The organism is Streptomyces vietnamensis (genome assembly GCF_000830005.1).
GTDB classification, from domain to species: Bacteria; Actinomycetota; Actinomycetes; order Streptomycetales; family Streptomycetaceae; genus Streptomyces; species Streptomyces vietnamensis.
In genome coordinates, this window is record NZ_CP010407.1 from 8,274,089 (window position 1) to 8,299,993 (window position 25,905).

At 70.2% G+C, this 25,905-nt stretch carries 21 protein-coding genes and 1 pseudogene; 13 read left to right on the forward strand and 9 right to left on the reverse strand.

Features of this window, described 5'->3' with window-relative positions; genetic code table 11:
- Window positions 1-17 precede the first annotated feature (17 nt).
- Window positions 18-731 carry an L-ribulose-5-phosphate 4-epimerase AraD gene (araD, locus tag SVTN_RS36815; protein WP_041134659.1) on the forward strand — a complete coding sequence of 238 codons (714 nt, stop codon included), beginning with the start codon at window positions 18-20 and terminating at the stop codon, window positions 729-731.
- A gap of 76 nt (window positions 732-807) precedes the next feature.
- Here araD and SVTN_RS36820 read toward each other — a convergent pair whose 3' ends face one another.
- The 4 genes from SVTN_RS36820 to SVTN_RS36835 all read right to left on the reverse strand — a co-directional run bounded on the left by SVTN_RS36820 (window position 808) and on the right by SVTN_RS36835 (window position 7,288).
- Complete coding sequence (locus SVTN_RS36820) at window positions 808-2,250, reverse strand: endo-1,4-beta-xylanase (protein ID WP_041132957.1); 1,443 nt, start codon at window positions 2,248-2,250, stop codon at window positions 808-810.
- Between the two features lie 311 nt (window positions 2,251-2,561).
- On the reverse strand, window positions 2,562-4,040 hold the full coding sequence (locus tag SVTN_RS36825) for a glycoside hydrolase family 43 protein (RefSeq protein ID WP_041132958.1): 1,479 nt from the start codon (window positions 4,038-4,040) through the stop codon (window positions 2,562-2,564).
- A complete protein-coding gene (locus tag SVTN_RS36830) occupies window positions 4,037-6,259 on the reverse strand; it encodes a beta-glucosidase (RefSeq protein WP_041132959.1) in 2,223 nt (740 codons plus the stop codon). Before SVTN_RS36830 ends, SVTN_RS36825 begins: the two co-directional genes overlap by 4 nt.
- 15 nt (window positions 6,260-6,274) lie before the next feature.
- Window positions 6,275-7,288: a LacI family DNA-binding transcriptional regulator gene (locus SVTN_RS36835; protein ID WP_041132960.1), complete on the reverse strand. Its 1,014-nt coding sequence runs from the start codon at window positions 7,286-7,288 to the stop codon at window positions 6,275-6,277.
- Window positions 7,289-7,510: 222 nt separating this feature from the next.
- On the opposite strand from SVTN_RS36835, the gene SVTN_RS36840 reads away from it, so the two are divergent.
- The 10 genes from SVTN_RS36840 (at window position 7,511) to SVTN_RS36885 (ending at window position 17,711) form a co-directional block, all read left to right on the forward strand.
- Entirely contained in the window at window positions 7,511-8,803 is a 1,293-nt protein-coding gene (locus tag SVTN_RS36840) for an extracellular solute-binding protein (RefSeq protein ID WP_041132961.1), read from the forward strand.
- Window positions 8,796-9,785, forward strand: coding sequence for a carbohydrate ABC transporter permease (locus SVTN_RS36845; protein WP_041132962.1), 990 nt, complete (start codon window positions 8,796-8,798; stop codon window positions 9,783-9,785). The genes SVTN_RS36840 and SVTN_RS36845 overlap by 8 nt, the downstream gene beginning before the upstream one ends.
- Window positions 9,782-10,612, forward strand: coding sequence for a carbohydrate ABC transporter permease (locus tag SVTN_RS36850; RefSeq protein ID WP_041132963.1), 831 nt, complete (start codon window positions 9,782-9,784; stop codon window positions 10,610-10,612). The genes SVTN_RS36845 and SVTN_RS36850 overlap by 4 nt, the downstream gene beginning before the upstream one ends.
- 112 nt (window positions 10,613-10,724) lie before the next feature.
- A complete protein-coding gene (locus SVTN_RS36855) occupies window positions 10,725-12,053 on the forward strand; it encodes a glycoside hydrolase family 30 protein (protein ID WP_245727778.1) in 1,329 nt (442 codons plus the stop codon).
- Between the two features lie 26 nt (window positions 12,054-12,079).
- Window positions 12,080-13,120, forward strand: a complete 1,041-nt coding sequence (locus SVTN_RS36860) for an endo-1,4-beta-xylanase (RefSeq protein ID WP_041132965.1) — start codon at window positions 12,080-12,082, stop codon at window positions 13,118-13,120.
- On the forward strand, window positions 13,117-14,163 hold the full coding sequence (locus SVTN_RS36865) for a Gfo/Idh/MocA family protein (RefSeq protein ID WP_041132966.1): 1,047 nt from the start codon (window positions 13,117-13,119) through the stop codon (window positions 14,161-14,163). The genes SVTN_RS36860 and SVTN_RS36865 overlap by 4 nt, the downstream gene beginning before the upstream one ends.
- Complete coding sequence (locus tag SVTN_RS36870) at window positions 14,160-15,020, forward strand: DUF6807 domain-containing protein (protein WP_041132967.1); 861 nt, start codon at window positions 14,160-14,162, stop codon at window positions 15,018-15,020. The genes SVTN_RS36865 and SVTN_RS36870 overlap by 4 nt, the downstream gene beginning before the upstream one ends.
- Window positions 15,017-15,718, forward strand: coding sequence for a cupin domain-containing protein (locus tag SVTN_RS36875; protein WP_052499784.1), 702 nt, complete (start codon window positions 15,017-15,019; stop codon window positions 15,716-15,718). The genes SVTN_RS36870 and SVTN_RS36875 overlap by 4 nt, the downstream gene beginning before the upstream one ends.
- Window positions 15,718-17,190, forward strand: coding sequence for a non-reducing end alpha-L-arabinofuranosidase family hydrolase (locus tag SVTN_RS36880; RefSeq protein ID WP_041132968.1), 1,473 nt, complete (start codon window positions 15,718-15,720; stop codon window positions 17,188-17,190). Before SVTN_RS36875 ends, SVTN_RS36880 begins: the two co-directional genes overlap by 1 nt.
- A 158-nt stretch (window positions 17,191-17,348) precedes the next feature.
- Window positions 17,349-17,711: a DUF1304 domain-containing protein gene (locus tag SVTN_RS36885; protein WP_041132969.1), complete on the forward strand. Its 363-nt coding sequence runs from the start codon at window positions 17,349-17,351 to the stop codon at window positions 17,709-17,711.
- Window positions 17,712-17,765: 54 nt separating this feature from the next.
- Here the strand turns inward: SVTN_RS36885 and SVTN_RS42720 are convergent.
- Window positions 17,766-18,070 (reverse strand): annotated as a pseudogene (locus SVTN_RS42720) (formylglycine-generating enzyme family protein); the annotation flags it as partial.
- A gap of 272 nt (window positions 18,071-18,342) precedes the next feature.
- Complete coding sequence (locus SVTN_RS36890) at window positions 18,343-18,939, reverse strand: TetR/AcrR family transcriptional regulator (RefSeq protein WP_041132970.1); 597 nt, start codon at window positions 18,937-18,939, stop codon at window positions 18,343-18,345.
- Window positions 18,940-19,146: 207 nt separating this feature from the next.
- Here SVTN_RS36890 and SVTN_RS36895 point away from each other — a divergent pair, with 207 nt between their 5' ends.
- Window positions 19,147-20,673 carry an APC family permease gene (locus SVTN_RS36895; RefSeq protein WP_052499524.1) on the forward strand — a complete coding sequence of 509 codons (1,527 nt, stop codon included), beginning with the start codon at window positions 19,147-19,149 and terminating at the stop codon, window positions 20,671-20,673.
- Between the two features lie 8 nt (window positions 20,674-20,681).
- On the forward strand, window positions 20,682-21,563 hold the full coding sequence (locus SVTN_RS36900) for a carbon-nitrogen hydrolase family protein (protein ID WP_041132971.1): 882 nt from the start codon (window positions 20,682-20,684) through the stop codon (window positions 21,561-21,563).
- Window positions 21,564-21,665: 102 nt separating this feature from the next.
- Here the strand turns inward: SVTN_RS36900 and SVTN_RS36905 are convergent, their stop codons facing one another.
- From SVTN_RS36905 to SVTN_RS36915, 3 genes are read right to left on the reverse strand one after another with little or no spacing between them, the layout of a single operon-like run.
- On the reverse strand, window positions 21,666-21,938 hold the full coding sequence (locus tag SVTN_RS36905; protein WP_041132972.1) for a hypothetical protein: 273 nt from the start codon (window positions 21,936-21,938) through the stop codon (window positions 21,666-21,668).
- A gap of 57 nt (window positions 21,939-21,995) precedes the next feature.
- Window positions 21,996-24,839: an AAA family ATPase gene (locus SVTN_RS36910; RefSeq protein ID WP_041132973.1), complete on the reverse strand. Its 2,844-nt coding sequence runs from the start codon at window positions 24,837-24,839 to the stop codon at window positions 21,996-21,998.
- A 1-nt stretch (window position 24,840) separates the two neighbouring features.
- Window positions 24,841-25,899, reverse strand: coding sequence for an ATP-binding protein (locus SVTN_RS36915; RefSeq protein ID WP_041132974.1), 1,059 nt, complete (start codon window positions 25,897-25,899; stop codon window positions 24,841-24,843).
- Window positions 25,900-25,905: the final 6 nt, after the last annotated feature.

A 25,905-nucleotide genomic window follows, 5' to 3' on the forward strand; every position in this document is an offset into this window, starting at 1 on the left:
CCAGGACGGAGTCCTCCGTGAGCACGACCGTTTCCAAGGAGCTGCGCCGAGAGGTGCTGGAGGCCAACCTCCGCATCCCCCGAGCCGGCCTCGCCACCCTCACCTGGGGCAACGTGAGCGGTGTGGACCGAGAAGCCGGCGTCTTCGTCATCAAGCCTTCGGGCGTGGCCTACGACGTGCTGAGCGAGGAGGACCTGGTTGTCGTCTCCCTGGCCGACGGGAGCGTCGTGGACGGCCACCTGCGCCCGTCCACCGACACGGAGACGCACCGCAGTCTCTATCTGGCCTTCCCCTCCATCGGCGGCGTGACCCACACGCACTCCACCCACGCCGTCGCCTTCGCCCAGGCCCGTCGTCCCATACCGGTGCTCGGCACGACCCACGCGGACACGTTCAACGGTCCCGTACCCGTCACCGCGGCCCTCACCCCCCAGCAGTGCGCCACGGACTACGAGTACAACACCGGTCAGGTCATCGTGGACCTCCTCGACCGTGACGACACCCGGGCCCGGGAGGTCCCCGGCGCCCTGGTCGCCCACCACGGCCCCTTCACCTGGGGCGTCGACGCCACCGCGTCCCTGGAGCACGCCATCATCTGCGAGGCGGTGGCCGAGATGGCCCTGCACACCATCGCCCTGGGCACGGTCGAACCCCCGCAGCACGTCCTGGACCGCCACTTCACACGCAAGCACGGCCCCGACGCCTACTACGGCAACCCTCCCTCTGCCTGACCGCGCCGAGGAGCCGAGGAGGGGAGCCAGGATCGTCCTGGCTCCCCTCCGTGGTGCGGGTGTCACTGCAGGCAGGTCAGGTCCGGGTCCAGTGCTGGTTGCTGCCGTTCCAGCACGAGTAGAGCTGGATCAGCGTGCCGTTCGCGGTGCCGTTGGCGGCGGCGTCGAGGCAGAGGCCGGACTGGACGCCGACGATGGATCCGTCGGAGTCGAGGCGCCACTTCTGGTTGTCGCCGCCCCAGCAGCTGTAGATCTGCACCTTGGCGCCGTTGCCGGTGCCGGCGGCGTCCAGGCACTTGTCGCCGTAGACCCTGAGCTCACCTGCGGCGGTGTAGGTCCACTGCTGGTTGGTGCGGTTGTTGCAGTCCCACAGCTGGACCTGGGTGCCGTCGGTCGTGACGGCGCCGGGCACGTCCAGGCAGCGGCCCGAAGCGACGCCCTTGATCTGTCCGGAGCCGGGGGAGGGGGTCGGAGTGGGGGTGGGGGAGGCGCCGTTGAGGGCGCCCAGGACGGAGGTGTAGGCGGGCTTCTTGCTGCCGTCGCCGTTGAACAGCAGCGGCGTGTCCCCGGATCGCCAGGAGTCGGTGTCGCGCACGCCCCACACGGTGATGCCGAGGCAGCGCGGGACGGCCAGGCAGTCGTTCGTCACGTTGGCGTAGGTCGTGGCCGAGGCGCCCTGGATGTCGAGTTCGGTGACGGCCACGTCGACGCCGAGGGCGGCGAAGCTCTGCAGGGTGGTGCGGAAGTTGCTGTTGTACGGGCTGTCGCTGTTGAAGTGCGACTGGAAGCCGACGCAGTCGATCGGCACGCCGCGCTGCTTGAAGTCCTTGACCATGGCGTACACGGCCTGGGTCTTGGCCCAGGTCCAGTTCTCGACGTTGTAGTCGTTGTAGCAGAGCTTGGCGGCGGGGTCGGCGGCCCGCGCGGTGCGGAAGGCGACCTCGATCCAGTCGTTGCCGGTGCGCTGCAGGTTCGAGTCGCGCCGGGCGCCCGAGGTGCCGTCGGCGAAGGCCTCGTTCACGACGTCCCACTGGGCGATCTTGCCCTTGTAGTGGGCCATCACGCCGTTGATGTGGCTGATCATCGCCTGGCGCAGCGTGCTGCCGCTGAGGCTCTGCATCCAGCCGGGCTGCTGGGAGTGCCAGGCCAGGGTGTGCCCGCGTACCTGCTTGCCGTTCTGCACCGCCCAGTTGTAGACGCGGTCGCCGGCGGTGAAGTTGAACTGGCCCTGCTGGGGTTCGGTGGCGTCGATCTTCATCTCGTTCTCGGGCGTCACCGAGTTGAACTCGCGGGCCGCGATCGTCGTGTACGCCGAGTCGCCCAGCCTCCCCGAGGCGATGGCGGTGCCGAAGTACCGACCGCTCTGCGCCGCCGCGCTGCCGAGCGTGCTCTCGGCGGCGTGCGAGGCCGACGGCGCCACCAGCACGGTGGCGGAGCCGAGGACGCCGACGATCAGCGCCGCCCAGAGGCCGCCGATTTTCCGGCGGACGGTGGGCGGGGGAATGGCGTGTGAACGCATGAATGGACCTCCAGGACGGAAATCACGGATGGGTGAGAGCGTGGCGGAGGGAAACCGCGACGACGATGTCCGCGTCCATGGAAAAGGGATGCGGATCAGCAGGGTGAAAATGATGCGAGGCAGGTTCCGCGGCACACAGGTAAAGGGGCGGTGGCGCCTCGTCCATCAGTCTGGAAAAAGGGCGTGACCATGTCAATGGTTTCGAAGATGTTTCGGAACCACGGAATTCCGCCGACGTGACGGAAAAGCGGTCCCTGTCGAAAGTGTTTCGACAGGGACCGCTCACCTCGTCAACGAATAAATGCCTCGGGTCACCTTTCCGGATCGTCGATTTCGTTCGCCCCGGAGGGCTGGTGCGGATACGTGAGGGCGAACCACGGGAAATGGGCCTGGTTCGTGGACGCGCGGCCGTGGGAGGTGGCGTAGAGGCCGAGCTGGACGCTGGTGAACAGCGGGGTGAGGAAGGTGGCTTCGACGGTGCTCAGGTCCTGCCAGGCGCCGTCGGGTGCCGCGTAGGAGAACGTGTGGCTGAAGCCGCGGATGCGGACCCCCAGGCGAACGGGGCCCGGGGGGACGGAAACGCGGGCCAGGACGTCAGGCCCGCGGCGGAGGCTGAGGCCGTCCGTGGTGCGAAGGAGGAGGACATGGGTGTCGTCGTCGATGACGACGGCGAGGCCGGCCTGTTCGTCCGGTGCGGCGGGGACGAAGTGCAGTTCGGTGGAGACGTCGCAGTCGGGCTGTTCCTGGGGGCGGACCAGGAGGGACGGGGTGGCGCGCTCGCCGAGGCGTTCGGGGCGGAGCTGGAGGCGGAGCCCGTCGCCGGTGGTCCAGAACGGTGCGCGTGGGGTGCGCAGGGTGCTCCAGTCGGCGGAGAGGGTGGCGAAGTCGTCGTGGAGGGGGCGGGAGAGACCGGCGTGGGCGATGGGGGAGAAGGCCGGCAGGTCGTCGTGCCAGGTGACTCGGCTGAGGAAGGTCTCACGGCCCAGGGCGGAACCTGGTCGGACGCCCAGGAGGACGGCCCGCCAGTCTCCGTACGGCGTCTGCACGAGGTCGGCGTGTCCGGTGCAGGTGACCGGGCCCTTCGGGGCGGGAGGCAGAGCCGGGTTGCCGGGGACGCCCTCGTAGGGGCCGGTCACACGGTCGGCGCGGGCGGCGACCACGCTGTGGTCCTCGGCGGTGCCGCCCTCGGCGGTGAGCAGGAGATAGGTACCGTCGATCTTGTAGAGGTGCGGGGCCTCGGACCAGCGGGCGCCCGGCCGGCTTCCCGACCACAGGACGTACTCGGGTCCTGTGAGCCGTAGCTCGTGGGGAAGGTATGCGCGCATCCAGATCTCGGTGTGGCCGGCGGCCTCGTCCACCACACGGGAGGCGGTGAACCAGGCCCGGCCGTCGCCGTCCGGCCCGTCGTCGAAGAAGAGCGACGGGTCGAAGCCCTCGCCCTCCAGCCAGTGCGGCTCCGACCACGGTCCCGCCGGGTCGGTCGCCGTGACGACGAAGTGGCCGGGGCCGTCCATCAGCGTGCAGACGAGGTGGAAGACCCCGTCATGGTGCCGGATCGTCGGTGCGAACAGGCCGCGTGAGGGCTCGCACCCGTCGAGGTCGAGCTGGGACGGCCGGTCGAGCGCGGAGCCGAGGCGCCGCCAGTTCACGAGATCGCGGCTGTGGAACACCGGAAGGCCCGGGAACCACTCGAAGCTGGACGTCACCAGGTAGTAGTCCGCCCCCACCCGGCAGACGGACGGGTCGGGCCGGAACCCGGGCAGTACGGGATCACCGAACGGCGTGCTCATGAGATCACCGGGCCGATCTCGACCGGCACGGACAGCACCCGGTCGGCCGCCGGGTGGCGTACGGGGCCGTGCAGGGTGAAGGAGCCCTGGAGCGGAAGATCGCCGCTGGACCGTCCGACGGCCACGCCGATCTCCCCGGGTTCCACTCTTCTGCGCAGGTCGAGCCCGGTGAACGAGGTCCGGTCGGCATGGACGGAGAAGGTGACCCGGGCGGCCGCGCCCGGCTGCAGCTCGACCCTGCCGAATCCGGCGAGCCACCGCAGCGGCCGGACGACGGACGCCTCGGGGTCGGAGAGGTACAGCTGCACCACCTCGGTCCCGGCCACCTCGCCGACGTTGCGCACGGTCACCCCGACGGACACGGATCCGTCCGTCGGGGCGGAGGGGTCCACGGTCAGATCCGTGTACGCGAAGCTGGTCCAGGTCAGCCCGTGTCCGAACGGGAACAGCGGCGTCGGGTCCACCGAGCTCCAGTCGGTGCGGCCGCCCAGCGTGGAGTGCAGGTAGGTGCCGGGCTGTCCGCCGACCTGGCGGGGGAGGGAGACGGGGAGCCGGCCGCCCGGCTCCGCGGCCCCGCTGATGATCCGGGCCAGCGCCGTCCCGCCCTCCTCGCCGGGGAAGAAGGCCTGGACGACGGCCGCCGCGCGCTCGGCGAGCGAGCCGAGGGCGTACGGCCGTCCGGAGACGAGGACCAGGACGGTCGGCACCCCGGAGTCGAGGGCCGCGGCGGCGATCGCGGCCTGGTCGCCGGGCAGGTCGAGGGTCGCGGCGTCGCAGCCCTCTCCCGAGGTGCCCCGGCCGAACATGCCGGCCCGGTCGCCGAGGACGAGCACGTTCACGTCCGGTGCGTCGTCGGTGACCGTGAACCCGGCGGCGGTGAGCGCCTCGCCGAGCGTCGGGATCTCCACGCCGGGATCGCCGGGCAGCGCGATGTGGTTGGGGAAGGAGTAGCAGCCGAGGAAGGAGTGGGGGTCGTCCACGTACGGCCCGGTGACCGAGACCCGGCACGGCCGCAGCGGCAGGATGCCGTCGTTGGCGAGCAGGACGGTGGACCGTTCGGCGATGAGTCGGGCGAGGTCCCGGTTCTCCGGCGGATCGAGGTCGATCGGCCCGGGCTTGAGGGGTTCCCATCCGGGGTCGAGCAGGCCGAGTTCGGCCTTCTGCAGGAGCACCCGTTCCGCCGCCCGGTCGACGAGTTCCTCGGACACGTCTCCCGACCGTACGAGTGCGGTCAGCGGCTCGCCGTAGCAGCGGGCCGTGGGCAGTTCGACGTCGATTCCGGCGGTCAGCGCCAGCGCGCCGGCCGCGCCACGCGATCCGGCGACGCCGTGCCGGGACTCCAGGAAGGAGACCGAGTAGTAGTCGGCGACGACGGTGCCGTCGAAGCCGAGCTCGTCCCTGAGCAGTCCGGTGAGGAGGCGTTCGTCGGCGGCGACGGGGACGCCGTCCACGTCGGTGTAACTGTTCATCACCGACCGGGCGCCGCCCTCGCGCAGCGCCCGGACGAAGGGCTCGACCAGCACGTCGGCGAACTCGCGCGGCCCCACGGCGACCGGAGCCATGTTCCGGCCGCCGCGCGAGGACGAGTACCCGGCGAAGTGCTTGAGCGTCGCCACGACGCCCGCGCCTTCCAGGCCCTGGACGTAAGCGGTCCCCATCGCGCCGACGAGGTAGGGGTCCTCGCCCATGCACTCCTCGGTCCTGCCCCACCGGTGGTCGCGGACCACGTCGAGCACCGGAGCGAGGCCCTGGTGGACGCCGACCCGCCGCATCCCGTCGCCGATGGCCGCGGCCATCCGCCGTACGAGTTCGGGGTCGAAGGACGCGCCCCAGGCGAGCGGCCCGGGGAAGACGGTGGCGCCGAGCGTCATGAACCCGGTCAGGCACTCCTCGTGGGCCAGCGCCGGGATGCCGAACCGGCCGGCCTCCGTCACCTGCCGCTGGAGCGCGGCGAGCCGCTCCATCCCGGCCTCCGCGGCGATCGGCGCGGTGCCGTACACCCGGGTGAGCTGGCCGAGACCGTGCCCGACGATGTCGTCGAGACCCGGCGCCGGCTCGCCGGAGTCGTCCTCCATGGGCGCCACGGGCGCACCGGGATCGGAGGGCAGGGCCCAGAAGCCGGCGAGTTGTCCCGCCTTCTCCTCCAGCGTCATCCGACTCAGCAGATCGGCGACGCGCACGGAAGCGGGCAGGAGGGGGTCACGCCAGGGCTCACTCACGGGGTTCTTCTTCTCCTAGAGACGGGGCGGGGCGGTGGAGACGCGGACCTTCAGTTCGGTCGAGAGCTCCATCCGGGGGCTGACCAGGGGCTGGTCCTCCAGAAGCTGGAACAGGGCGCGGGCGGCGAGCCGGCCCATCTCCTCCAGCGGCTGACGCACCGTCGTCAGCGGCGGTGACAGCCAATCGCACATCGGCAGGTCGTCGAAGCCGACCACGCTGAGGTCCCGCGGGATGCTCAGTCCGCTCTGCCGGGCGGCCTCGTAGACACCCATCGCCTGTTGGTCGCTGCCCGCGAAGATGGCGGTCGGCGGCTCGGGCAGGGCGAGGAGCTCCTGCGCGCACCGGAATCCGCCCTCGTGCTGGAAGTCGCCGAAGCGGATGAGGTCGCGGTCGACCTCGATCCCGGCCCGCTCCAGGGCGGCCCGGTAGCCGTCGATGCGGGCCTGGCTGCAGAGCATCTCCTTGCGCCCGCCGATCGCGGCGATACGGCGATGCCCCAGCTCCAGCAGGTGTTCGGTGGCGGCGAGGCCGCCGGCCCAGTTGGTCGCGCCGATGCTCGGGACACCGTTGTCCGGCAGGTCGATCGGGTCGATGACGACCAGCGCCACCCCGCCCCGCTCGACCTGGGCGCGCTGCGCCTCGGTGACCGAGGCGGTGACGAGGATGACGCCGTCGCTGTGGTGCTGGACCGGCAGCGCGGACCAGCTCGACGGGGTGGCCTCGCCGGGCGGGACGAGCGACACGACGGTGCCGACGCCCCGCTGGGCGCACTCGGCCTCGACGCCGCGCAGGATCTCGACCGCCCAGGCGCTGTCCAGGCCGCCGATGATCAGGTCGACGAGGCCCGATCTGCGGGCCCGGTTCTGCCGGCCGGGCTGGAGGTAGTTGTGCGACCGAAGCAGGCCCTCGATCCGCTCGCGGGTCGAGGGCGCGACGTCGGAGCGGCCGTTGATCACCTTGGAGACGGTGGCCTGGGAGACCCCCGCCTCCGCGGCGATGACGGCCAGAGTCGCACGCTGCTCGCTCAACTTCTCTCCTTTTCGACGCCGTCGGTCGACGACATGTTTCGCAAACTTTCGAAGAGTTTCTGGGCGGCGTGACGACTTGTCAAGACCTGTATTGCGGCCAGGTTTCCGAGATAAATCGGTGAGAAGTCTTGACCGTGGTGTCTGTCGTTCCTAGGTTGTGGCACCACGTAATTCGAGAGAGTTTCGAAAAGTTTTCGAGCGTATCCCCCTCACGGAGGTCCCATGGCCAGCACCACCCCGAGCCGACGCAGCTTCCTGGCGCTCGCGGGCTTGACCGCACTGTCCGTCCCCCTGACGGCGGCCTGCGGGTCCGGCGGATCGGGCGGCGGGGCGGCGACCGACGGCAAGGTGACGTTCGACTGGTGGAACATCGCCACCACGGAGCCGGGCAAGTCCCTCTTCCCGGAGATCTCCACGGCGTTCACGAAGGCGCACCCGAAGATCGCGATCAACACGACCTCGCTGGAGAACGAGGCGTTCAAGTCCAAGCTGACCGCCACCACCTCCTCGGGCAAGCTCCCCGACGTCTACCAGACCTGGGGCGGCGGCGTGCTCCAGCAGCAGGTCGACGCGGGCCTCGTCGAGGACATCACCGACCTCGCGGACTGGTCGTCGCAGTTCACCCCGGTCTCGCTCTCGGCCTACCAGATCGAGGGCCGCCTCTACGCCATCCCGTACGACATCGGCATGGTCGGCTTCTGGTACAACAAGAAGCTCTTCGCGAAGGCCGGGATCACCACGCCGCCGGCCACCTGGGCCGAGTACCTCGCCTCCGTGAAGAAGCTCAAGGCCGCGGGCATCACCCCGATCGCCCTTGCCGGCAAGGAGAAGTGGCCCGGCCACTACTACTGGGCCTACCTCGCGATGCGCGTCGCCGGCCTCCCCGCCCTGCAGAAGGTCGCGGCCACCAAGGACTTCACCGACCCCGGCTTCGTCAAGGCGGGCGCCCTTCTCAAGGAGCTCGTCGACCTCCAGCCGTTCCAGCCGGGCTTCCTCGGTGCCGGCTACTCCACCCCCGGCGGCCAGGCCGCGACCATGGGCAACGGCAAGGCCGCCATGGAGCTCATGGGCCAGTGGGCACCGTCCGTGGAGAAGGATGCGGGTGCCGACCTCGGAGCGGACCTGGGCTTCTTCGCCTTCCCGACCGTCGAGGGCGGAGTGGGGCAGGCCACCGAGGTGTTCGGCGGCGGCAGCGGCTTCGCGCTCCGCAAGGGCGCCCCGAAGGAGGCCCTGGACTTCCTGAAGTTCTTCGCCGTGGACAACGAGCCCAAGCTCCTCGCCTCCAACGGCTACCTGCCGGTGGTCAAGGGTGCGGAGAGCCAGCTCAAGGACGCCAACAAGAAGGTCGTGGCCGAGAGTCTGGTCAAGGCCACCGGCTTCCAGCTCTTCCTGGACCAGGCCTACCCGCCGGCGGTCGGCCAGGAGGTCAACGACAGCGTCGCCGACCTCATAGCGGGCAAGAAGACCCCCGAGCAGGTCACCGAGTCGATCACCGAGGCTGCGAAGAGTGCCTAGCTCCGTGTCCACCCTGACCAAGGAACGGACGGAGGAGTCCGTGGCGACGCCCACGCCGCCTCCGGCCCGTTCGCTCCTGAGCCGGTGGGGCTCCTGGGCCTCGGTCGCCTGGTTCCTCGTCCCGGCCCTGGTGCTCTTCCTCGTCTTCGTCGTCGCCCCGATGGTCGTCGCCGTCTGGACAGGCTTCTTCAAGTGGGGCGGCATCGGCCCCATGGACAATTTCGTCGGACTCGCGAACTACACCAAGCTGTTCGACGACGAGGTCTTCATCGGGGACCTGTGGCGCGGGCTGTACCTGATCCTCATGTCGGTCCTGGTGCAGCTGCCGTTCGCCCTGTTCACCGCGGTTCTACTGAACCAGAAGCTCCGCGGCCGGGCCGTCTACCGGATGCTGTTCTTCGCGCCGTACATCCTCTCCGAGGTCGTCACGGCGGTTCTGTTCACGATGATCTTCCTGCCCGGCGCGGGCATGGCCGATCACATGGCCGGCTTCTTCGGGCTCGAGGACCTGCAGGGCAAGTGGCTCGCCGACCCCTCGACGGTCCTGCCGACCCTGTTCCTCGTGATGATCTGGAAGTACTTCGGCTTCCACATGATGCTGTTCCTCGCCGGGCTGCAGAGCATCCCGTCCGAGATCCTCGAAGCCGCCTCCATCGACGGCGCCGGCGCCTGGCAGCGCTTCCGGTACATCACGCTGCCGCTGCTCGGACCGACGATCCGGATCAGCGTCTTCCTGTCGATCATCGGGTCCATCCAGCTCTTCGACCTCGTCTGGGTCATGACCGCCGGCGGGCCCAACCACTCCTCCGAGACGATGGCCATCGCGATGTTCCAGTTCGGGTTCAAGCGGTACCAGGTCGGCTACGCCAGCGCGATCAGCGTCGTGCTGTTCATGATCAGCCTCGTCTTCTCCCTCTTCTACCAGCGGTACGTGCTCCGCCGTGACCTGAGCGGCGCCGTCACCTCGGGAGGTGACCGATGAACGCCCGCAGGACCGTACGCGGCCTCTCGCTGCACGCCGTGGTCTGGCTGATCGCCGCGTTCGTCGCCGTGCCTCTGCTCTACGCCGTGATCTCCGGTTTCAAGAGCACGGCGGAACTGACGAACAACCCGTTCGGACTTCCGGAGCATTGGAAGATCGGCAATTACCTCGGAATTCTCGGCGACGGCATGTTCTGGCGGCAGATCGCCAACAGCGCGGGCATCGCCATCGGCACGACGGTCGTGACGGTCGTGGCCTCGGCCATGGCGGCCTTCGTTCTCGCGCGCTATGCCTTCCGGGGAAGGGAGTTGTTCTATACGCTCTTCACCATCGGGCTGATGTTCCCGTTCGCCGTGGCCGTCCTGCCGCTCTTCCTGATGCTGCGCACCTTCGGCCTGCTCGACAATCCGCTCGGAGTGATCCTCCCGCAGGCGGCTTTCGGGCTCCCCATGACGATCGTGATCCTGCGCGGTTTCTTCCGGACCGTCCCGGCGGAGATCGAGGAGGCCGCGACCATGGACGGCTGCGGCAAGTTCCGCTTCTTCTGGCAGATCCTGCTGCCGATGGCGCGTCCGGCGCTCGGCACGGTCTCCGTCCTCGCGGTCGTCGCGAGCTGGAACAACTTCTTCCTGCCGCTGCTGGTGTTCAACGACCCGAAATGGCAGACGATCCCGGTCGGCGTCCAACAGTTCCAGGGCCAGTACTCGACCGACTACGCGCTCGTCCTCGCCTACATCGTGCTCGCCATGGTCCCCGCCCTCGCCTTCTACGCCGTCGCCGAGCGCCAGCTGATCGGCGGCCTCACCGCCGGCGCCACCAAGGGCTGATCCGTACCGCTCGCTCTCCCTGCCTCCCCGAGGAGACTCCGTGAAACGCTTGACCGTCATGGCGGCCGCCATATTGTTAGCGCTAACAACTCAGGTTGCCGCAGCCGACCCCGTGCCGCAGGCCGCGGCCCCCGCCAGCCCCGCCATCGACTTCCGGGCCGACCTCCAGCCCATCGACGGATTCGGCTTCTCCATGGCCTTCCAGCGGGCCGACCTGCTGCACGGCGCGCGCGGCCTCAGCCCCGCCAAGCGGCGCGAGGTGCTCGACCTGCTGCTCAGCAAGGAGAAGGGCGCCGGCCTGTCGATCCTGCGCCTGGGCATCGGATCGTCGACCGACCGGGTCTACGACCACATGCCGACGATCCTGCCAGCCGATCCCGGCGGGCCGGACGCCACACCGAAGTACGTCTGGGACGGCTGGGACGGCGGCCAGGTCTGGCTCGCGAAGGAGGCCAAGGCGTACGGCGTCAAGAGGTTCTACGCCGACGCCTGGAGCGCGCCGGCCTTCATGAAGACCAACGGCGACGAGAACAACGGCGGCGAGCTGCTTCCCGCCTGGCGCCAGTCGTACGCGAACTACCTCGTCCAGTACGCCAAGTTCTACGAGCGGGAAGGCATCGACATCACCGACCTCGGGTTCACCAACGAACCCGACTGGACGGCGACCTACGCCTCGATGCGCTTCACGCCCCGACAGGCCGTCGACTTCCTCAAGGTGCTCGGACCGACCGTCCGCGCCTCGGGACTGAAGACCGGCGTCGTCTGCTGCGACGCCGCGGGCTGGGACCGCCAGGTCGCCTTCACCGAGGCCATCGAGGCGGACCCGGAGGCCGACAAGGCCGTCCGGACCGTCACCGGCCACCGCTACAGCGGTCCGACCACGGTCCCGCAGCCGACCGACAAACACGTGTGGATGTCCGAGTGGTCGCCGGACGGCACCACCTGGAACGAGCACTGGGACGACGGCAGCGGCTACGACGGTCTCACCGTCGCCGCCGACATCCAGAACACCCTGACCGTCGGCAACGCCAACGCCTACGTCTACTGGACCGGCGCGTCCCTCGGCGCGACCCGGGGGCTCATCCAGCTCGCCAACCCCGGCGACGGCTACCGGGTGTCCAAGCGGTACTGGGCACTGGCCGCCTTCAGCCGGTTCATCCGCCCCGGCGCCGTCCGCGTGCCGGTCACCGACGCCGACCCGGCCCTGCGCGTCACGGCCTTCCGCAACACCGACGGCCGTCGCGTCATCGAGATCCTCAACACCGCGACCACCCAGAAGTCCGCCGAGTTCGCCCTCCGCGGCGGACACGACCGGCACCCCGACGCCTACGTCACCGACGAGACCCGCTCGATCACCCCGGCCGATGTCGTCTCCACGCACGGCACGACCCTCACGGCCACGCTCGCCCCGCGCGCGCTGACCACGATCGTCCTCGACTGAACCGTCAAGCACCCGAGGAGTCACCCATGCCCGTGTCCCGGCATCTCATCGCCCTGTCCGCCGCCGTCTGCCTGGCGGCCGGCCTCGCCGCCGCGCCCGCGACCGCCGAGCCCCGCCCCAGGACGCTCGCCGAACTGGCCAAGAAGCACCACAAGTACCTCGGCTCGGCCACCGACAACCCCGAGTTCACCGACGCCGCCTACCTGAAGCTCCTCGGCAGCGAGTTCGGGCAGACCACCCCCGGCAACGCCATGAAGTGGGAGACCACGGAACCCAGGCGCGGCGTCTTCGACTTCACCGCCGCCGAAGAGGTCATGGCCTTCGCCAAGGACCACCACCAGAAGGTCCGCGGCCACACCCTCGTCTGGCACAACCAGCTCCCCGCCTGGCTCACCGGGCGCAGCTGGACCGCCGACGAACTGCGCGCCGTCCTCAAGAACCACATCCAGACGGAGGTCCGGCACTTCAAGGGCCGGGTGATCCACTGGGACGTCGTCAACGAGGCCTTCAACGAGGACGGCACCTACCGCGAGTCGCTCTTCTACAAGACGCTCGGCCCCGGCTACATCGCCGACGCCCTGCGCTGGGCCCACGAGATCGACCCGCACGCCAAGCTGTACCTGAACGACTACAACGTCGACGGCATCAACGCCAAGAGCGACGCCTACTACAAGCTCATCAAGCAGCTGAAGGCCGACGGCGTCCCGGTGGAGGGCTTCGGCCTCCAGGGCCACCTGGCACTCCAGTACGGCTTCCCCGCCGGCGTCCAGGAGAACATCCAGCGCTTCGCCGACCTCGGGGTCGACGTCGCGGTCACCGAGCTCGACATCCGGATGCAGCTCCCGGCGACTCCCGAGAAGCTCGCCACCCAGGCCACCTGGTACGCCGACTACGTCAAGGCCTGCCTGGCGGTCGAGAAGTGCGTCGGCGTCACCATCTGGGACTACACGGACAAGTACTCGTGGATCCCCGGAGTCTTCCCCGAGGAGGGCGCCGCACTGCCCTACGACGAGAACCTCCGGCCCAAGCCCGCCTACCACGCGATCAGGAAGGTGCTCGGCGGATGATCAGGACGGCGATCGTCGGGACGGGCGGGATCGCGGGCATCTGCCACGTCCCCGCCCTCCGGGCACAGGCGCACCGGGCGGAGATCGTGGCGGCCGTCGACGTGGACATCGCGCGCGCCGAGGCGTTCGCGGCCGAGCACGGCATCCCCGCGGTCCACACCGATCTGCGCACGATGCTCGACGAACAGCGCCCGGACATCGTGCACCTGTGTACGCCGCCGTTCCTGCACGCCGAACAGGCCGTGACCTGCCTGGAGTCGGGCGCGTGGGTGTGGTGCGAGAAGCCGGTGGCCCTGTCGCTGGCCGAGCTCGACCGGATTCAGGCCGCCGAAGGGACCGCCGTCGCGGGCGCGGTGTTCCAGCACAGGTACGGCTCGGGGGCCCGGTACCTGCGCGACCGGATCGCGGCCGGGACCCTGGGCCGTCCGCTGGTCGCGCAGTGCGTCACGGCGTGGTACCGCGACGACTCCTACTACGAAGTGCCCTGGCGCGGCACCTGGCGGAGCGAGGGTGGTGGCCCGACGCTGGGCCACGGCATCCACCAGATGGACCTCATGCTCGACGTGCTCGGCCCGTGGGCCGAGGTACGCGCGATGGCCGGCCGCCTCGACCGCGCCGTCCAGACCGAGGACGTGTCCGCGGCCCTGGTCCGGTTCGAGAACGGAGCCATCGCGACGGTCGTCAACAGCGTCCTCTCCCCACGCGAGGAGAGCTACCTGCGCTTCGACCTCACCGACGCCACGGTCGAGCTGCGGCACCTGTACGGCTACTCCAACGCGGACTGGACGTTCACCGCCGGGTCACCCCACGCGAAGTGGGAGCCGCCGGACGACCTGCCCAGCTCGCACACCGCCCAGCTCGCGGCCTTCCTGGACGACTACGAGACGGGGGTCCGGCCCGACCTCGGCAGAACCACCATGGAACTCGTCACCGCCTTGTACAAGGCCGCGATCACCGGCCTGCCGGTCCGGCGCGGAGAGATCGACGCGGCCGACCCCTTCTACGGCTCACTCCACGGGGGACGCCCGGAGGTGTTCCGATGACGTTCGAACTCCACGAGAACGAGGACTCGCTGACCGTCCGGGCCCGCGACGTCGACCTCTTCCGCTATGTGCACCGGCCGGTCATGAACCCCTTCGAGGCACCGAAGCCCTACCTGCATCCGGTGCGCACGCTCGCCGGCGACGTGGTCACCGGATACCGGCCGCACGACCACCGCTGGCACAAGGGCATCCAGTTCACGGCGTCATGGGTGTCGGGCCAGAACTTCTGGGGCGGCGGCACCTACCTGCGCGACCGGGGCTACGTCGACCTGCCGAACCTCGGCACGATGCGCAGCCTCGCCGTGTCCGCCGAAACGGACCACGACCGCGCCGTCGTCACCGAGGACCTCGCCTGGCACACGATGGCGGGGGAGCACTGGATCGACGAACGCCGCACGCTGACCGCCCGCGACGTCGAGACCGACTCCTGGACGCTGGAGGTCACCACCGCGCTCACCAACGTCCTCGACACCCCCCTGATGTTCGGGAGCCCCGGCACCCAGGGCAGGGAACTCGCCGGATACTCCGGCCTCTTCTGGCGCGGCCCGCGCGACTTCACCGGCGGCGAGGCGATCGGCCCCGCGATGGGTGAGCAGGGTGACTGGCTGGCCTTCATCGGCACGCACGACGAGGTCGACCGCTCCTCCACGCTGCTGTTCCTCGATGATCCGGAAGCCCCCTGTCACTGGTTCGTCCGCAGCGAGCCCATCCCCGCCGTCAACCCGTCCCTGGCATTCGACAAGGAACTGCCGCTGCCCCCGGGCGACACCCTGTCGCGCCGCTACCGGATCGTCGTGGCCGACGGCGCGTGGACCCCCGCGCGCCTGGCCCGCCACGTGGAGGAACACCCGTGGTGACCCCGCTCCCCGGCAGCGTGGGCGTCTCCAGCCTGACCGTGTACGACTGGGAGGCCGCCGACGGGCTGTGCGGGGGAACGCCCCACATGCACCTCGTCTGCTCCGAGGCGTACGTCGTCATCGACGGCGAGGGCAGCGTCCAGACCCTCACCACCACCGGCTTCGCCGACACCCCGCTGCGCCCCGGCGACGTCGTGTGGTTCACCCCCGGCACGATCCACCGTCTCGTCAACGCCGGCGGCCTGCGCCTCGTGGTGCTCATGCAGAACAGCGGACTCCCCGAGGCAGGCGACGCCGTCTTCACCTTTCCCGCCCCCGTGCTGGCCGATCCTGACGCCTACCGGGCGGTGGCCGAGCTGACCGGCGACCGCGCGGCGGCGGCGCGCCGCCGCCGCGACCTGGCACTCGAGGGCTTCCTGGCCCTGCGCGAAGGCGGGCTGCGGGAGTTCCACATCGCGGCCCACCGCCTGAAGAGCGAGCTGCTCGACGCCTGGTGGATCCGCTGGCGCGACGGCCCGCTGGCGGCGACCCTCACGACCGGCTGCCAACTGGACGCGCTGAAGAGCGGGGACCTCTCCCACCTCGATCACGGCGAAGTGTCGCGACTGGAGCGCCCGGAGGAACCGCTCTTCGGCATGTGCGGCCTCCTCCACCCCTATCCCGTCCCCGTCCCCGTCCCCCCGAAGGAGCTCTCCTGATGAGATTTCGCCATCCACCCCTGGTCCTGAGTCTCGTCCTCGCGGTCCTGTCCTCCTTGCTGCTCGGAGCCACTCTCCTCAGTGCCCCGCCCGCCGCAGCGGCGACCGTCGACACCAACGCCTGGTACGTGCTGGTCAACCGCAGCAGCGGCAAGGCCCTGGACGTCTACAACCTGGCGACCGGTGACGGCGCCCGCATCACCCAGTGGACCAGGAACGACCAGAACCAGCAGCAGTGGCAGTTCGTCGCCTCCGGCGACGGCTACTACCGCGTCAAGTCCCGCCACTCCGGCAAGGTCCTGGACGTCCAGAACAGGTCCACCGCCAACGGCGCCCCGGTCGTCCAGTGGACCGACCTGAACGGCACCAACCAGCAGTGGCGGCTGGCCGACAGCGCGGACGGCTACGTGCGGTTCATCGCCCGCCACAGCGACAAGGCCCTCGAAGTACAGGGCGCCTCCACCGCCGACGGCGCGAACATCGTCCAGTACGACGACTGGGGCGGTGCCAACCAGCAGTGGCAGCTCGTCAAGGTCGCCGGCGGCACCCCCGGCACCTGTGCCCTTCCCTCGACGTACCGCTGGTCGTCGACGGGCGCGCTGGCGCAGCCCAAGGCGGGATGGGCCTCGCTCAAGGACTTCACCGTCGCCCCCTACAACGGCAAGCAGCTCGTCTACGCGACGACGCACGGCACCACGGGAACGGGAGCCGGCTGGGGTTCGATGAACTTCACCCCGTTCACCGACTGGTCGGAGATGGCCTCGGCCGGCCAGAACACGATGGCGAACTCCGCCGTCGCGCCCACGCTCTTCTACTTCGCGCCGAAGAACATCTGGGTGCTCGCCTACCAGTGGGGCAGGACCGCCTTCTCCTACCGGACGTCGACCGACCCCACCAACCCGAACGGCTGGTCGGCGGAGCAGGAACTCTTCTCCGGAAGCATCGCCGACTCCGGAACCGGACCCATCGACCAGACGCTCATCGCCGACGGCACGAACATGTACCTGTTCTTCGCCGGCGACAACGGCAAGATCTACCGGGCCAGCATGCCGATCGGGAACTTCCCGGGCAGTTTCGGCTCGTCGTACACGACGGTCATGAGCGACACGGTGAAGAACCTGTTCGAAGCCCCGCAGGTCTACAAGCTCCAGGGCCAGGACCGCTACCTCATGATCGTCGAGGCGGACGGTGCGCAGGGCCGGTACTTCCGCTCGTTCACGGCCACCAGCCTGAACGGTTCCTGGACGCCCCAGGCCGCGACCGAGAGCAACCCCTTCGCCGGAAAGGCCAACAGCGGCGCCACCTGGACCAACGACATCAGCCACGGCGAACTGATCCGCACCGGCGCCGACCAGACCTTCACGGTCGATCCCTGCAACCTGCGGTTCCTCTACCAGGGACGCGATCCCAACTCCGGCGGCGACTACGGCCAGTGGCCCTACCGGCCGGGTCTGCTGACGCTGCAGCGCTGACGAGGTGACACCGGTCCGGCTCCGGGCGGGGCCGACGTGGCGGGCCCGGCGGACGACCGGGCCCGCCACGGCCGCGTCCCGCCCCGCCCACCAGCCGGCCTTCCCGCCGTCGGGGCCGATCGGTCTGGTGCGGGGTGTCGTGTGGGAGTCTGGCGTCCATGTCGATTTTCGCAAACGTCGTGGTGCTGCTCATCGCCGCTCTCCACGTGTACATCCTGGTCCTGGAGATGTTCCTGTGGACCGGTCCGCGAGCCCGGGCCGCGTTCGGGACCAGTGCCGGGTTCGCCGCCGAGACGAAGGCGCTCGCGGCCAATCAAGGGCTGTACAACGGCTTTCTCGCCGCCGGGCTGGTGTGGGGCGTGGTGGCGTCCGACCCGGTGGGCTTCCAGGCGAAGGTGTTCTTCCTGGTGTGCGTGGCCGTGGCCGGTGCGTACGGCGCCGCCACGGCCAGCCGGAAGATCCTCTTCGTGCAGACCGTCCCGGCGCTCATCGGTCTGGCACTGGTGCTGGCCGCCCACTGAGCGATGCCGGCCGACCGGCCGGACCGGACAGGCCCGCAGGCTCACGCCTGCGGGTCAGGCGTCGGCCGCGCAGCGGAATCCGGTGTGGCCGCTGGTGCCGTCGGGGGTGCCTGCGGTGCGCGCGGCGACGCGGTAGCGGTGGCAGTAGGAGCGGTGGCACATGTGGGACCCGCCGCGCATGACCTTGGCCGTTCCGGTGGCCGGCCCGCTGGGGTCGACGAGCGGGCGGGCGGTGGCGTGGTCGGTGGTCCACCAGTCGGCGCACCACTCTCCACGTTGCCCGCCATGTTGTGGAGACCGTGGCCGTTGGGCTCGAAGGCGTCGACGGGGGCGGTACCCCGGTATCCGTCAGTTGCGGTACCGGGTCGGTCATCAGGGCCCGCATCGGGGTGTGCAGGGACAGCCGTCCGACCGGGAACTCCTCCGGGCGCGGCAAGGGTTCCAGTGCCTTGTCCCCCTGTGCGCGCTGGGCGCGTACCAGCAGGTGTTCGTCGGTGACCTGCACTTTCACCTATGTGCTAAGTGCTGTAGGGGCGGTCGCGAGTGGGGGTCAATGGATCCGGCGCGCATCTAGCACGGCCGTACGAATCCCTTCACGATCAGCCGCTTGGCGCGCGTCGGCCGGCCGGCATCAGCCCAGGTCGTGCCCGGTCACCGCACGGGCGTAGGAGCGCAGGGCGGTGATGACCTCGTTGCGTGTGCGGCGGCCGGCCAGGATTTCCATCTGGTAGCCGTCCTCCATGGCGACGAAGTTCGCCGCGAGGAGCCGGGACGGGTCGGTCAGGGTGAAGTGGCCCTGGGCCTGCCCCAGCACCAGGACGGCGTGGTAGACGGAGATCTGGCGTTCCGTCAGCGCGCTGTCGAGGGCGGCCGCCCTGGCGTCGCGCAGGCAGCGGGGCCAGTACTCGTAGAGCAGCCGGGTCAGCGCGTCGTCCGGGCCGGTGGCCGGGCCGCGGTCGATGCAGGCGCGCAGTTGGTCCCGGGCGTCGGTGAACTGTTCCGCGGCGCGTTCGCGTTCCTGGCTGTAGCGCTCGATCGCCTGCTGGTAGGTCTCGTGGACGAGGGCGTCGAGGTCGCCGTAGTAGAGCACGGCCGCGGGTGTCACCCCGGCCTCGTCGGCGACGTCGCGCAGGCGCAGCCCGTCCAGGCCGCGTGCGAGCAGCGCCCGCTGTACGGCCGCGTTGAGCTCGGCCCGCCGGTTCGCCTTGCCCCGCTTCGCCGACGTCATGTCTCACCCCTCGGTCGTGGTCCGGTCGGATCGCGTCCGCCGTCTGCCGGGAGCAGGGGTGGCATCGGAGCCGTGCAGCGCTCGTGCAGTGACTCGGTCGCGTTCCATATTTGTATTTAACTACAGAGGTCCAAGCCTTGACGAGGGAGATGGTCAGTTCTTAAATCTCGTTTTAACAAAACGCGTCCCACGTGAGGAGCCTCCGCCGTGACGCTCGACTCGAATGACACCGCTGCCGGACCGAGAGCCGGCGCATCCCCCAGCCCCGTCGACAAGGGGCTGCGCAGCGGCAGCGTGGGCCTGCTCGGTGTGGTCGCCCTCGGGCTCTCCTCCACCGCACCGGCCTACTCCATAGCCGTCACGCTCGGTCTGGTCACGATGACCGTGGGGCACCTCGCTCCCGCGGCGCTGCTGATCGGCTTCGTGCCGATCCTGCTGACGGCGTTCGCCTTCCGTGAGCTCAACCGGGACATGCCGGACTGCGGCACCACCTTCGTGTGGAACACCCGGGCCTACGGCCCCTGGACGGGCTGGCTCGTCGGAAGCTGGGTGCCCACCGTGGCCACCCTCTTCGCCATGACCGCGCTCGCCCAGGTCAGCGCCACCTACCTGCTCTCCGTCCTCGGCCTCGACGACCTGGCCGGCAACGACGCCGCCGTGACCGTCACGGGTCTGCTCCTGCTCGCCGGCGCGACCGCACTGGCCCGCCGGGGACTGCAGATCGCCACCGGCATCCAGTACGCGCTGCTCGGACTGCAGCTCGTGGCGCTGTTCGGGCTCGGCTTCGCGGCCTTCACCCGGCCCGGCGCCGCCACGCCCTCGCTGTCCTGGCTCAACCCCTTCGCCTTCGACGGCGCCGGTCCGTTCGCCGAGGCGGTGCTGCTGTGCCTCTTCATCTACTGGGGCTGGGACGCGCTGATCACCGTGAACGAGGAGAGCAGCGACGCCGACCGCGTCCCCGGTCGCGCCGTGCTGATCTCCACCTTCGTCCTCCTCGTCACCTACCTGTTCACCGCGTTCGCCGCCGTCGGATATGCGGGAACCGGAACCACCGGCATCGGCCTCGGCAACCCCGACAACGCCACGGACTTCCTGGCGGCCCTCGCTCCGCCGCTGCTCGGAAAGGCGCTGGCGACCGTCGTCCAGCTCGCCGTCTGCGTCAGCGCCCTGTCCGCGATGCTCACCAGTCTGGTCGGCAGCGGCCGCGGTTTTCTGTCGATGACCACCCACGGGGCCCTGCCGAGGATGTTCGCCCGCATCCACCCCCGCTACCGGACACCCACCGTCGGCACCGTCTCCTTCGGCATCGCCACCGCCGTGACCCTGGTGGTTCTCAAGCTCGCCTCGCCGCGCTTCCTGGGCGATGCCATCCTGTGCATCGGTCTCCTGATCGCCTGCTACTACGGTGCCACCGCCTTCGCCTGCGTCTGGCACTTCCGTCACCGCCTGCGCGACTCCGTACGCGACCTGCTGTTCAAGGGCGTGTTGCCGGCGCTCGGCGGCCTGATGATGCTCGCCGCGCTCGCCCGCAGCGCCTACGACACGATCGCGCCCGACTACGGCAGCACCTCCTTCCACGGCATCGGCGGCGTCTTCCTCCTCGGCATCGGCGCCGTGGCCCTCGGGGGCCTCGTCGTCCTGCTCGTCCGTGCCGAATTCCCCCGCTTCTTCCGCGAGGGCAAAGAATCCGTCGCCCCGCCGACCCTCACCGAATCCACCCGGAACGAAAGCTGATCCCGCCGATGCGTACCCTGGCCATCGCCGCCGTCCAGACCGCCCCCGTGCCGTACGACCTGGAAGCCACCTGGTCCCGGTTCGCCCACCAGGTGAGGACCGTCCGCGAACTCTTTCCGCACGTCCAACTCGTCGTCGTGCCCGAACTGTTCCTCGCCGCGGAGGGACCGCTGCTCGGCGAACACCCCGAGAACTGGATGGAGAAGGCCGCGGTCTCCATCCCCGGGCCGCTCACCGACCGCCTCGCGGGATTGGCGATGGAGACCGGACTGTGGCTCGTACCGGGCACGGTGTTCGAGCGCACGGCCGACGGCACGATCCACAACACCGCGCTCGCGATCTCACCCGAGGGGGACATCGCCGCCGGCTACCGGAAGGTCTTCCCCTGGCAGCCGTACGAACAGGCCACGCCCGGGAACCGCTTCACCGTCTTCGAGATTCCCGGGGTCGGCCGTGTGGGCCTGGCCATCTGTTACGACGGGTCCTTCCCCGAGACCATGCGCCAGCTGGCCTGGCTCGGCGCCGAGGTCGTCATCCAGCCCACCCTGACCACCACCCGCGACCGGGAGATGGAGCTGGTCTGCGCCCGCGCCAACGCCTGGACCAACCAGCTCTACGTCGTCAACGTCAACGCCTCCGACCCGGCCGGCGTCGGTACCAGCGTCATCGTCGACCCCGAGGGCACCGTCCGCCAGCAGGCGGGAGGGGGAGAGGAGGTCCTCGTCGACGTCCTCGACCTGGACGCCGTCACCCGCGTCCGCACGTACGGCTCAGCCGGCATCAACCGCCCCTGGAGCCAGCTCGCCCGCTACGGATCGGCCATCGAACTGCCCATGTACGGCGGTACGTTCCGCACACCCGACTGGCTCAAGGAGACAGAAGGGCACTGAGCCGGGAATCCACCGGGTGCGGTCCCAGGTGGGCCTCCCGCCGGTGTCGCCTGCCCCGCCTCTGCCCTGGGGCGGGCGGCACCGGACCCCGCGCGGTCGTCTTCATCTCTTCGGCCCGGTCCCGATGTGCCGGTCGACCGTCCGGGTGAAGAAGGCGCCGAAGCGTTCGGCCACGGCACCGGGCCGTTCCAGGTGGGCCCAGTGACCGGCGCCGGCGATCGCGACGCACTCGGCCGCCGTGAACCTCGGCGTGACGGCCCCGGCGACCAGTTCCTCGGTGATGAACGGGTCTTCGGCCCCGCGCAGGACCAGGACGGGGCCCGTGTACCGGCTGGGCCGAGCGCCGTCGGGGTGGCCGGTGTTCCAGCAAGTCATGGATGCCCTGCTCACGCGGCCCGGAGCCTGATGTACAGGCGATGCGAAACCGGACTCTCAGGGCGAATCGCCTTCGGACGAGGGCTCGGCGTCCTCGGCCCGCAGGGATTCAAAAGTCGGCCTGTCGGTCTCGACCCGGTAGGACTTGACGAGCGCGCTGATCCATTCGTCGCCGTGTTCCGGAGCCGTGTCCAGGTACGCGGCGATCTCCTCGCCCCGTTCGCCGCTCGTGAAGGCGTCCCAGCCGGCCGGGAGCGTGGCCTCCCGCCCCACCGCCACAGAGGTGAAATCCTGGACGTCGTCCTCGGTCAGCGAATCGCCGAGGGTCGTTCCCGCCCAGCCTTCCACCGCGACGCCCAGGAGGCGGGCCGTGTCCGACACGAGCTCGGGCATCTCCTCGCCGACCTCGGCCGCGAGATCCCGCACGAGCGTGGGGTGGAACACGCGCTCGCGGTGACTCAGCCCGTCCGCCGCCTCCAGGACGGCCCTGCGCAGAGCGGTGGCCTCCGGGGACCGCCCCGCACCGGAACGGCGGTACGCCCGGAGCCGTGCGACATCGACCCGCAGCAGCGGGACGGGAGTGGGCAGTGCTCGTGCCGCCCTGCGTGCCAGGTCCAGGATCCCGAGCGCTTCGGCGAACTGCGCGAGATCCTCGGCGATCCTGGCCCCGAGGAGAGCTATCTCCACGAATCCGGACGCGTCGCCCGTCCGCAGAACCTGCCTCCGGGCCAGCGCCTCACGATGCCGCGCTTCATCCATCCGTCCGAGCATGGCCAGGGCCTCGATCTCCAGGACGGCGATCTCGGCGCGTCCCCCTTCCTCCGGCCTGCCCCGGAGCAGCGACAAGGCCTCCGCGGGCTTTCCCGCGTCCAGGAGGTCGCGGCCTCTGCGCACCGTCTGCCGGGCCCAGACCGTGGAGTCCGCAGCCCCCAGCGTGTCCCGGTCGACCGCGAAGCGGAGCCGGTCGGCGAGGTACACGCGGCTGGACGCCGGCAGTTCGTCGAGCGCGCCGTCGAGCAGCACACCCGCCTCCGGCGTCCAGCGTGCGTCGAGGATGCCGGCGTCCTGCCCGAGGGCCAGCCGGTGGTACAGCTCTTCCGCCCGCGCCTCCACACCGTCGAGGGCGCCGTAGTATTCCACGGCCCGGCGGTGGATGTCGCGCGTGCCCTCGGGGCTGTCCCGGCGGAGCAGGGGCAGAGTCGTCCGCCGTACATCGGCACGGTGTACGAGGGCCTCCCGTCCGGGCACCGGATCCATCAGCGTCCCCTCCTCCGCCAAGAGCCGGAAGAGCTGCCGGGCACGGGCGTCGTCCACTTCCCCGAGCCGGCAGGGGACGGCGAGCACCTGCCGGATCAGGTCCGGAGTGATCAGGCGCAGGGTGAGACCAGGGCTGGCGATCCTTTTGAGGTCCGGGTCGTCGAGGTGGTCCAGGACCCGCCGGTACAGCACGGCCTGGACCTCCTCGTCCTCGAGGGTGGACAGGATTCGGCGGAGGTCCTCGTCCGCGCGGAGCCCTTCCTCGCCCTCGCGCCGGATCACTTCCGCGGCGAGCCGGAGGCTGAGCGGGTTCTCTCCTATCCGCTCGGTGACGCTGCGCAGGAACTCCTTGTCCACCCGGATCCCTGCCGCTCCGAGCTGGTGCCGAAGGAACTCCACGGCGAGTGCCGGTTCGAGCCCGGGAAGGGCGAGCGTGCGGCTGGGCGGCCCCAGCGGGGACCGGCCGGCGAACACGAGGCGAAGCAGGGGGTGGGCGCGCTGGAGCCGGTCCAGGAAGTCCCACAGCCGCGCCATGGCGTCGGGGCCGTGTCGCTGCGCGCGCTCCATGGTGTCCAGAACCATGATCAGCGGGACGGGCGGACGGCCGGAGGCCGCGTCGGCCACCAGCCCGAACCGCCGGATGAGCTCGTCCTCGTCGTCACGCAGGTGGTCGGGCAGCGTGCCCGCGTTCCCCTCGTCGATGACCCCGCGTGCGTTGGCCAGGGTGCGGTGCACCGCTCTCTCCAGCCGGCGTGCGTCGTCCGCGGCCTCCGGAGACAGCAGACCGAGTTGGTGCGCCGCCTCGGCGAGGAGCGTGAGCGGCAGTTGGGGGAGCAGGTCGGCCCGGTCGAAGGTCAGGTAGCAGAGCGGAAGGCTCCGGTGGTCCACGGTCCACACGTGGTCCAGGAGGAGGCGGGAGACCAGGGCGGACTTGCCGACGCCTCCGGGGCCGTACACGGCGACCGGTTGGCAGGCGGCCAGGCCGGGGAAGGACGTGCGGTCCTCGACGTACTCGGAGAGGAGGCCCAACTCCGCCCGTCGGCCCACGAAATGGTCGTCCGCCAGGAGGCGAAGCGGCTGGAGGATCGCGGTCACCTCGATCGCGCGACGGACGGCGCCGACGTCGGGGAGGTGGACACCCTGCTTCGTCAGTGTCGCGGTGGTGCGGGGCGCCGCCGCGAGCCATTCGGCGAAGCGCAGGGTTCCGGACAGCTGGTCCATGCTCTGCCCCTCGACGTCGCGGGCGGAACCGCGAAGGTAGGCCTCGGCCATGACGCGTCCGGTGTCGGCCGCTCGGGGGCGGGTGGCCGCCAGGGTTCCGAGCAACTCGTCGCGGCCGCGGAGCGTCTCGAGAGTGGCGCTCCGAACACGGGGTGCCAGACACCACCGGGTGCCGACCGGTGTGCTCACGCGTTCGCAGTCCCGCACCACGAAGTCGCGGAGCGCCTGGTCGTACGGCGGCTCTCCGAGCCCGACCAGGTCGGCCGCGTCGAAGAAGCCGAGGAGCACGGCTGCCTCCCGGTAGACGGTGGAGGATCCGGCGTTCGGCGGCGAGGAAGGGGCAGGGGTGTGCTCGTCCTCGGTACGGCGGGCTCGCAGGCGAGCCCTGACCTCCGCGGACGTGACGGTCCTGCGCTCGGGCATGTCACACGTCCAAGGGGAAGGCCGCGAGGGCGATGTCGGCGGCACTCAGCGACAGCTCGCGCAGCGGCAGGGGAGTGGGCAGGGGGCCGTTTCCCAGAAGTTCGCCGATCAGTACGGCGATGGCGTCCTGGTCGGGCTCTTCTCCCGCCTCGGCCGCCACCGCGCGGAAGAAGGCCTCCAGCTGAGGCACCCCGATGGGCTTGATGCGCTCGCGGAGCACGGTGCGGTCGACATCGGGCAGCGTGTCCTCGAAGTCCGCGAGGACCACGCGCAGCTCCGTGACCTCCGTGCGCCGTTCGGCTGCGACGGCGATGTCCTTGACCATACGCAGGGCCGGGGGAGTGAGCCGGTCCGCGTGCGGGCCGTCGAAGCACACCCATACGTCCTCCGGGCTCTCGCGCACGTTCTCGAGGAACCAGCTCAGCAGCATGCGGGCCTGGGTGTCCTCGGTCTCGCCGACCACGGTGGTCCGCAGCGTCCAGTCGAGCTGATGGGCGAGGTCCCGCATGATGCCGGCCGGGGTGGCCAGGGAACCGGCCCACTTCCGGAAGTCGACATGGCCGGTCGACACGCCCATCCGGCCGAGCGCGTAGATCACGAACTCCAGGGAGTAGCTCTTTCCGCACCCGGAGTCGCCGGTGAGGACGAGTACGCGGGCATCCCCGGAGGACAGCTCTCGGAGGTGGCCGCGGAGCTCATCCCGGTCGAAAACGGCCTGGGGGGCCTTCTTCCCGATCAGACTGAGGCCGAACGATTCCCGACCGCTGTCGGCCCGCTCCGCGAGCAGCGCCTTGATGATCTCCTGGGCCGCGCTCTCGGGGTCGTGGTCCACCGCCTCGACCAAGGCGCGCAGCTTCCCCTGTGCGGCCGCCCGCCGGAGGATCTCGGGCCAGACGTCCGACATCGGAGCGTTCCAGGAGAAGTCCGCCCGTCGGAGCCCCGCCCTCTCGACGAGGCTGCTGGTCGGAGGCTCCTTCCAGTACAGGGTGACAAGGACGTCGAGGAGGTCCTCGGCGTCCTTGTGGGCCCGGGGGAAGCGTCGCAGGTCCAAGATGCTCATGGCGCC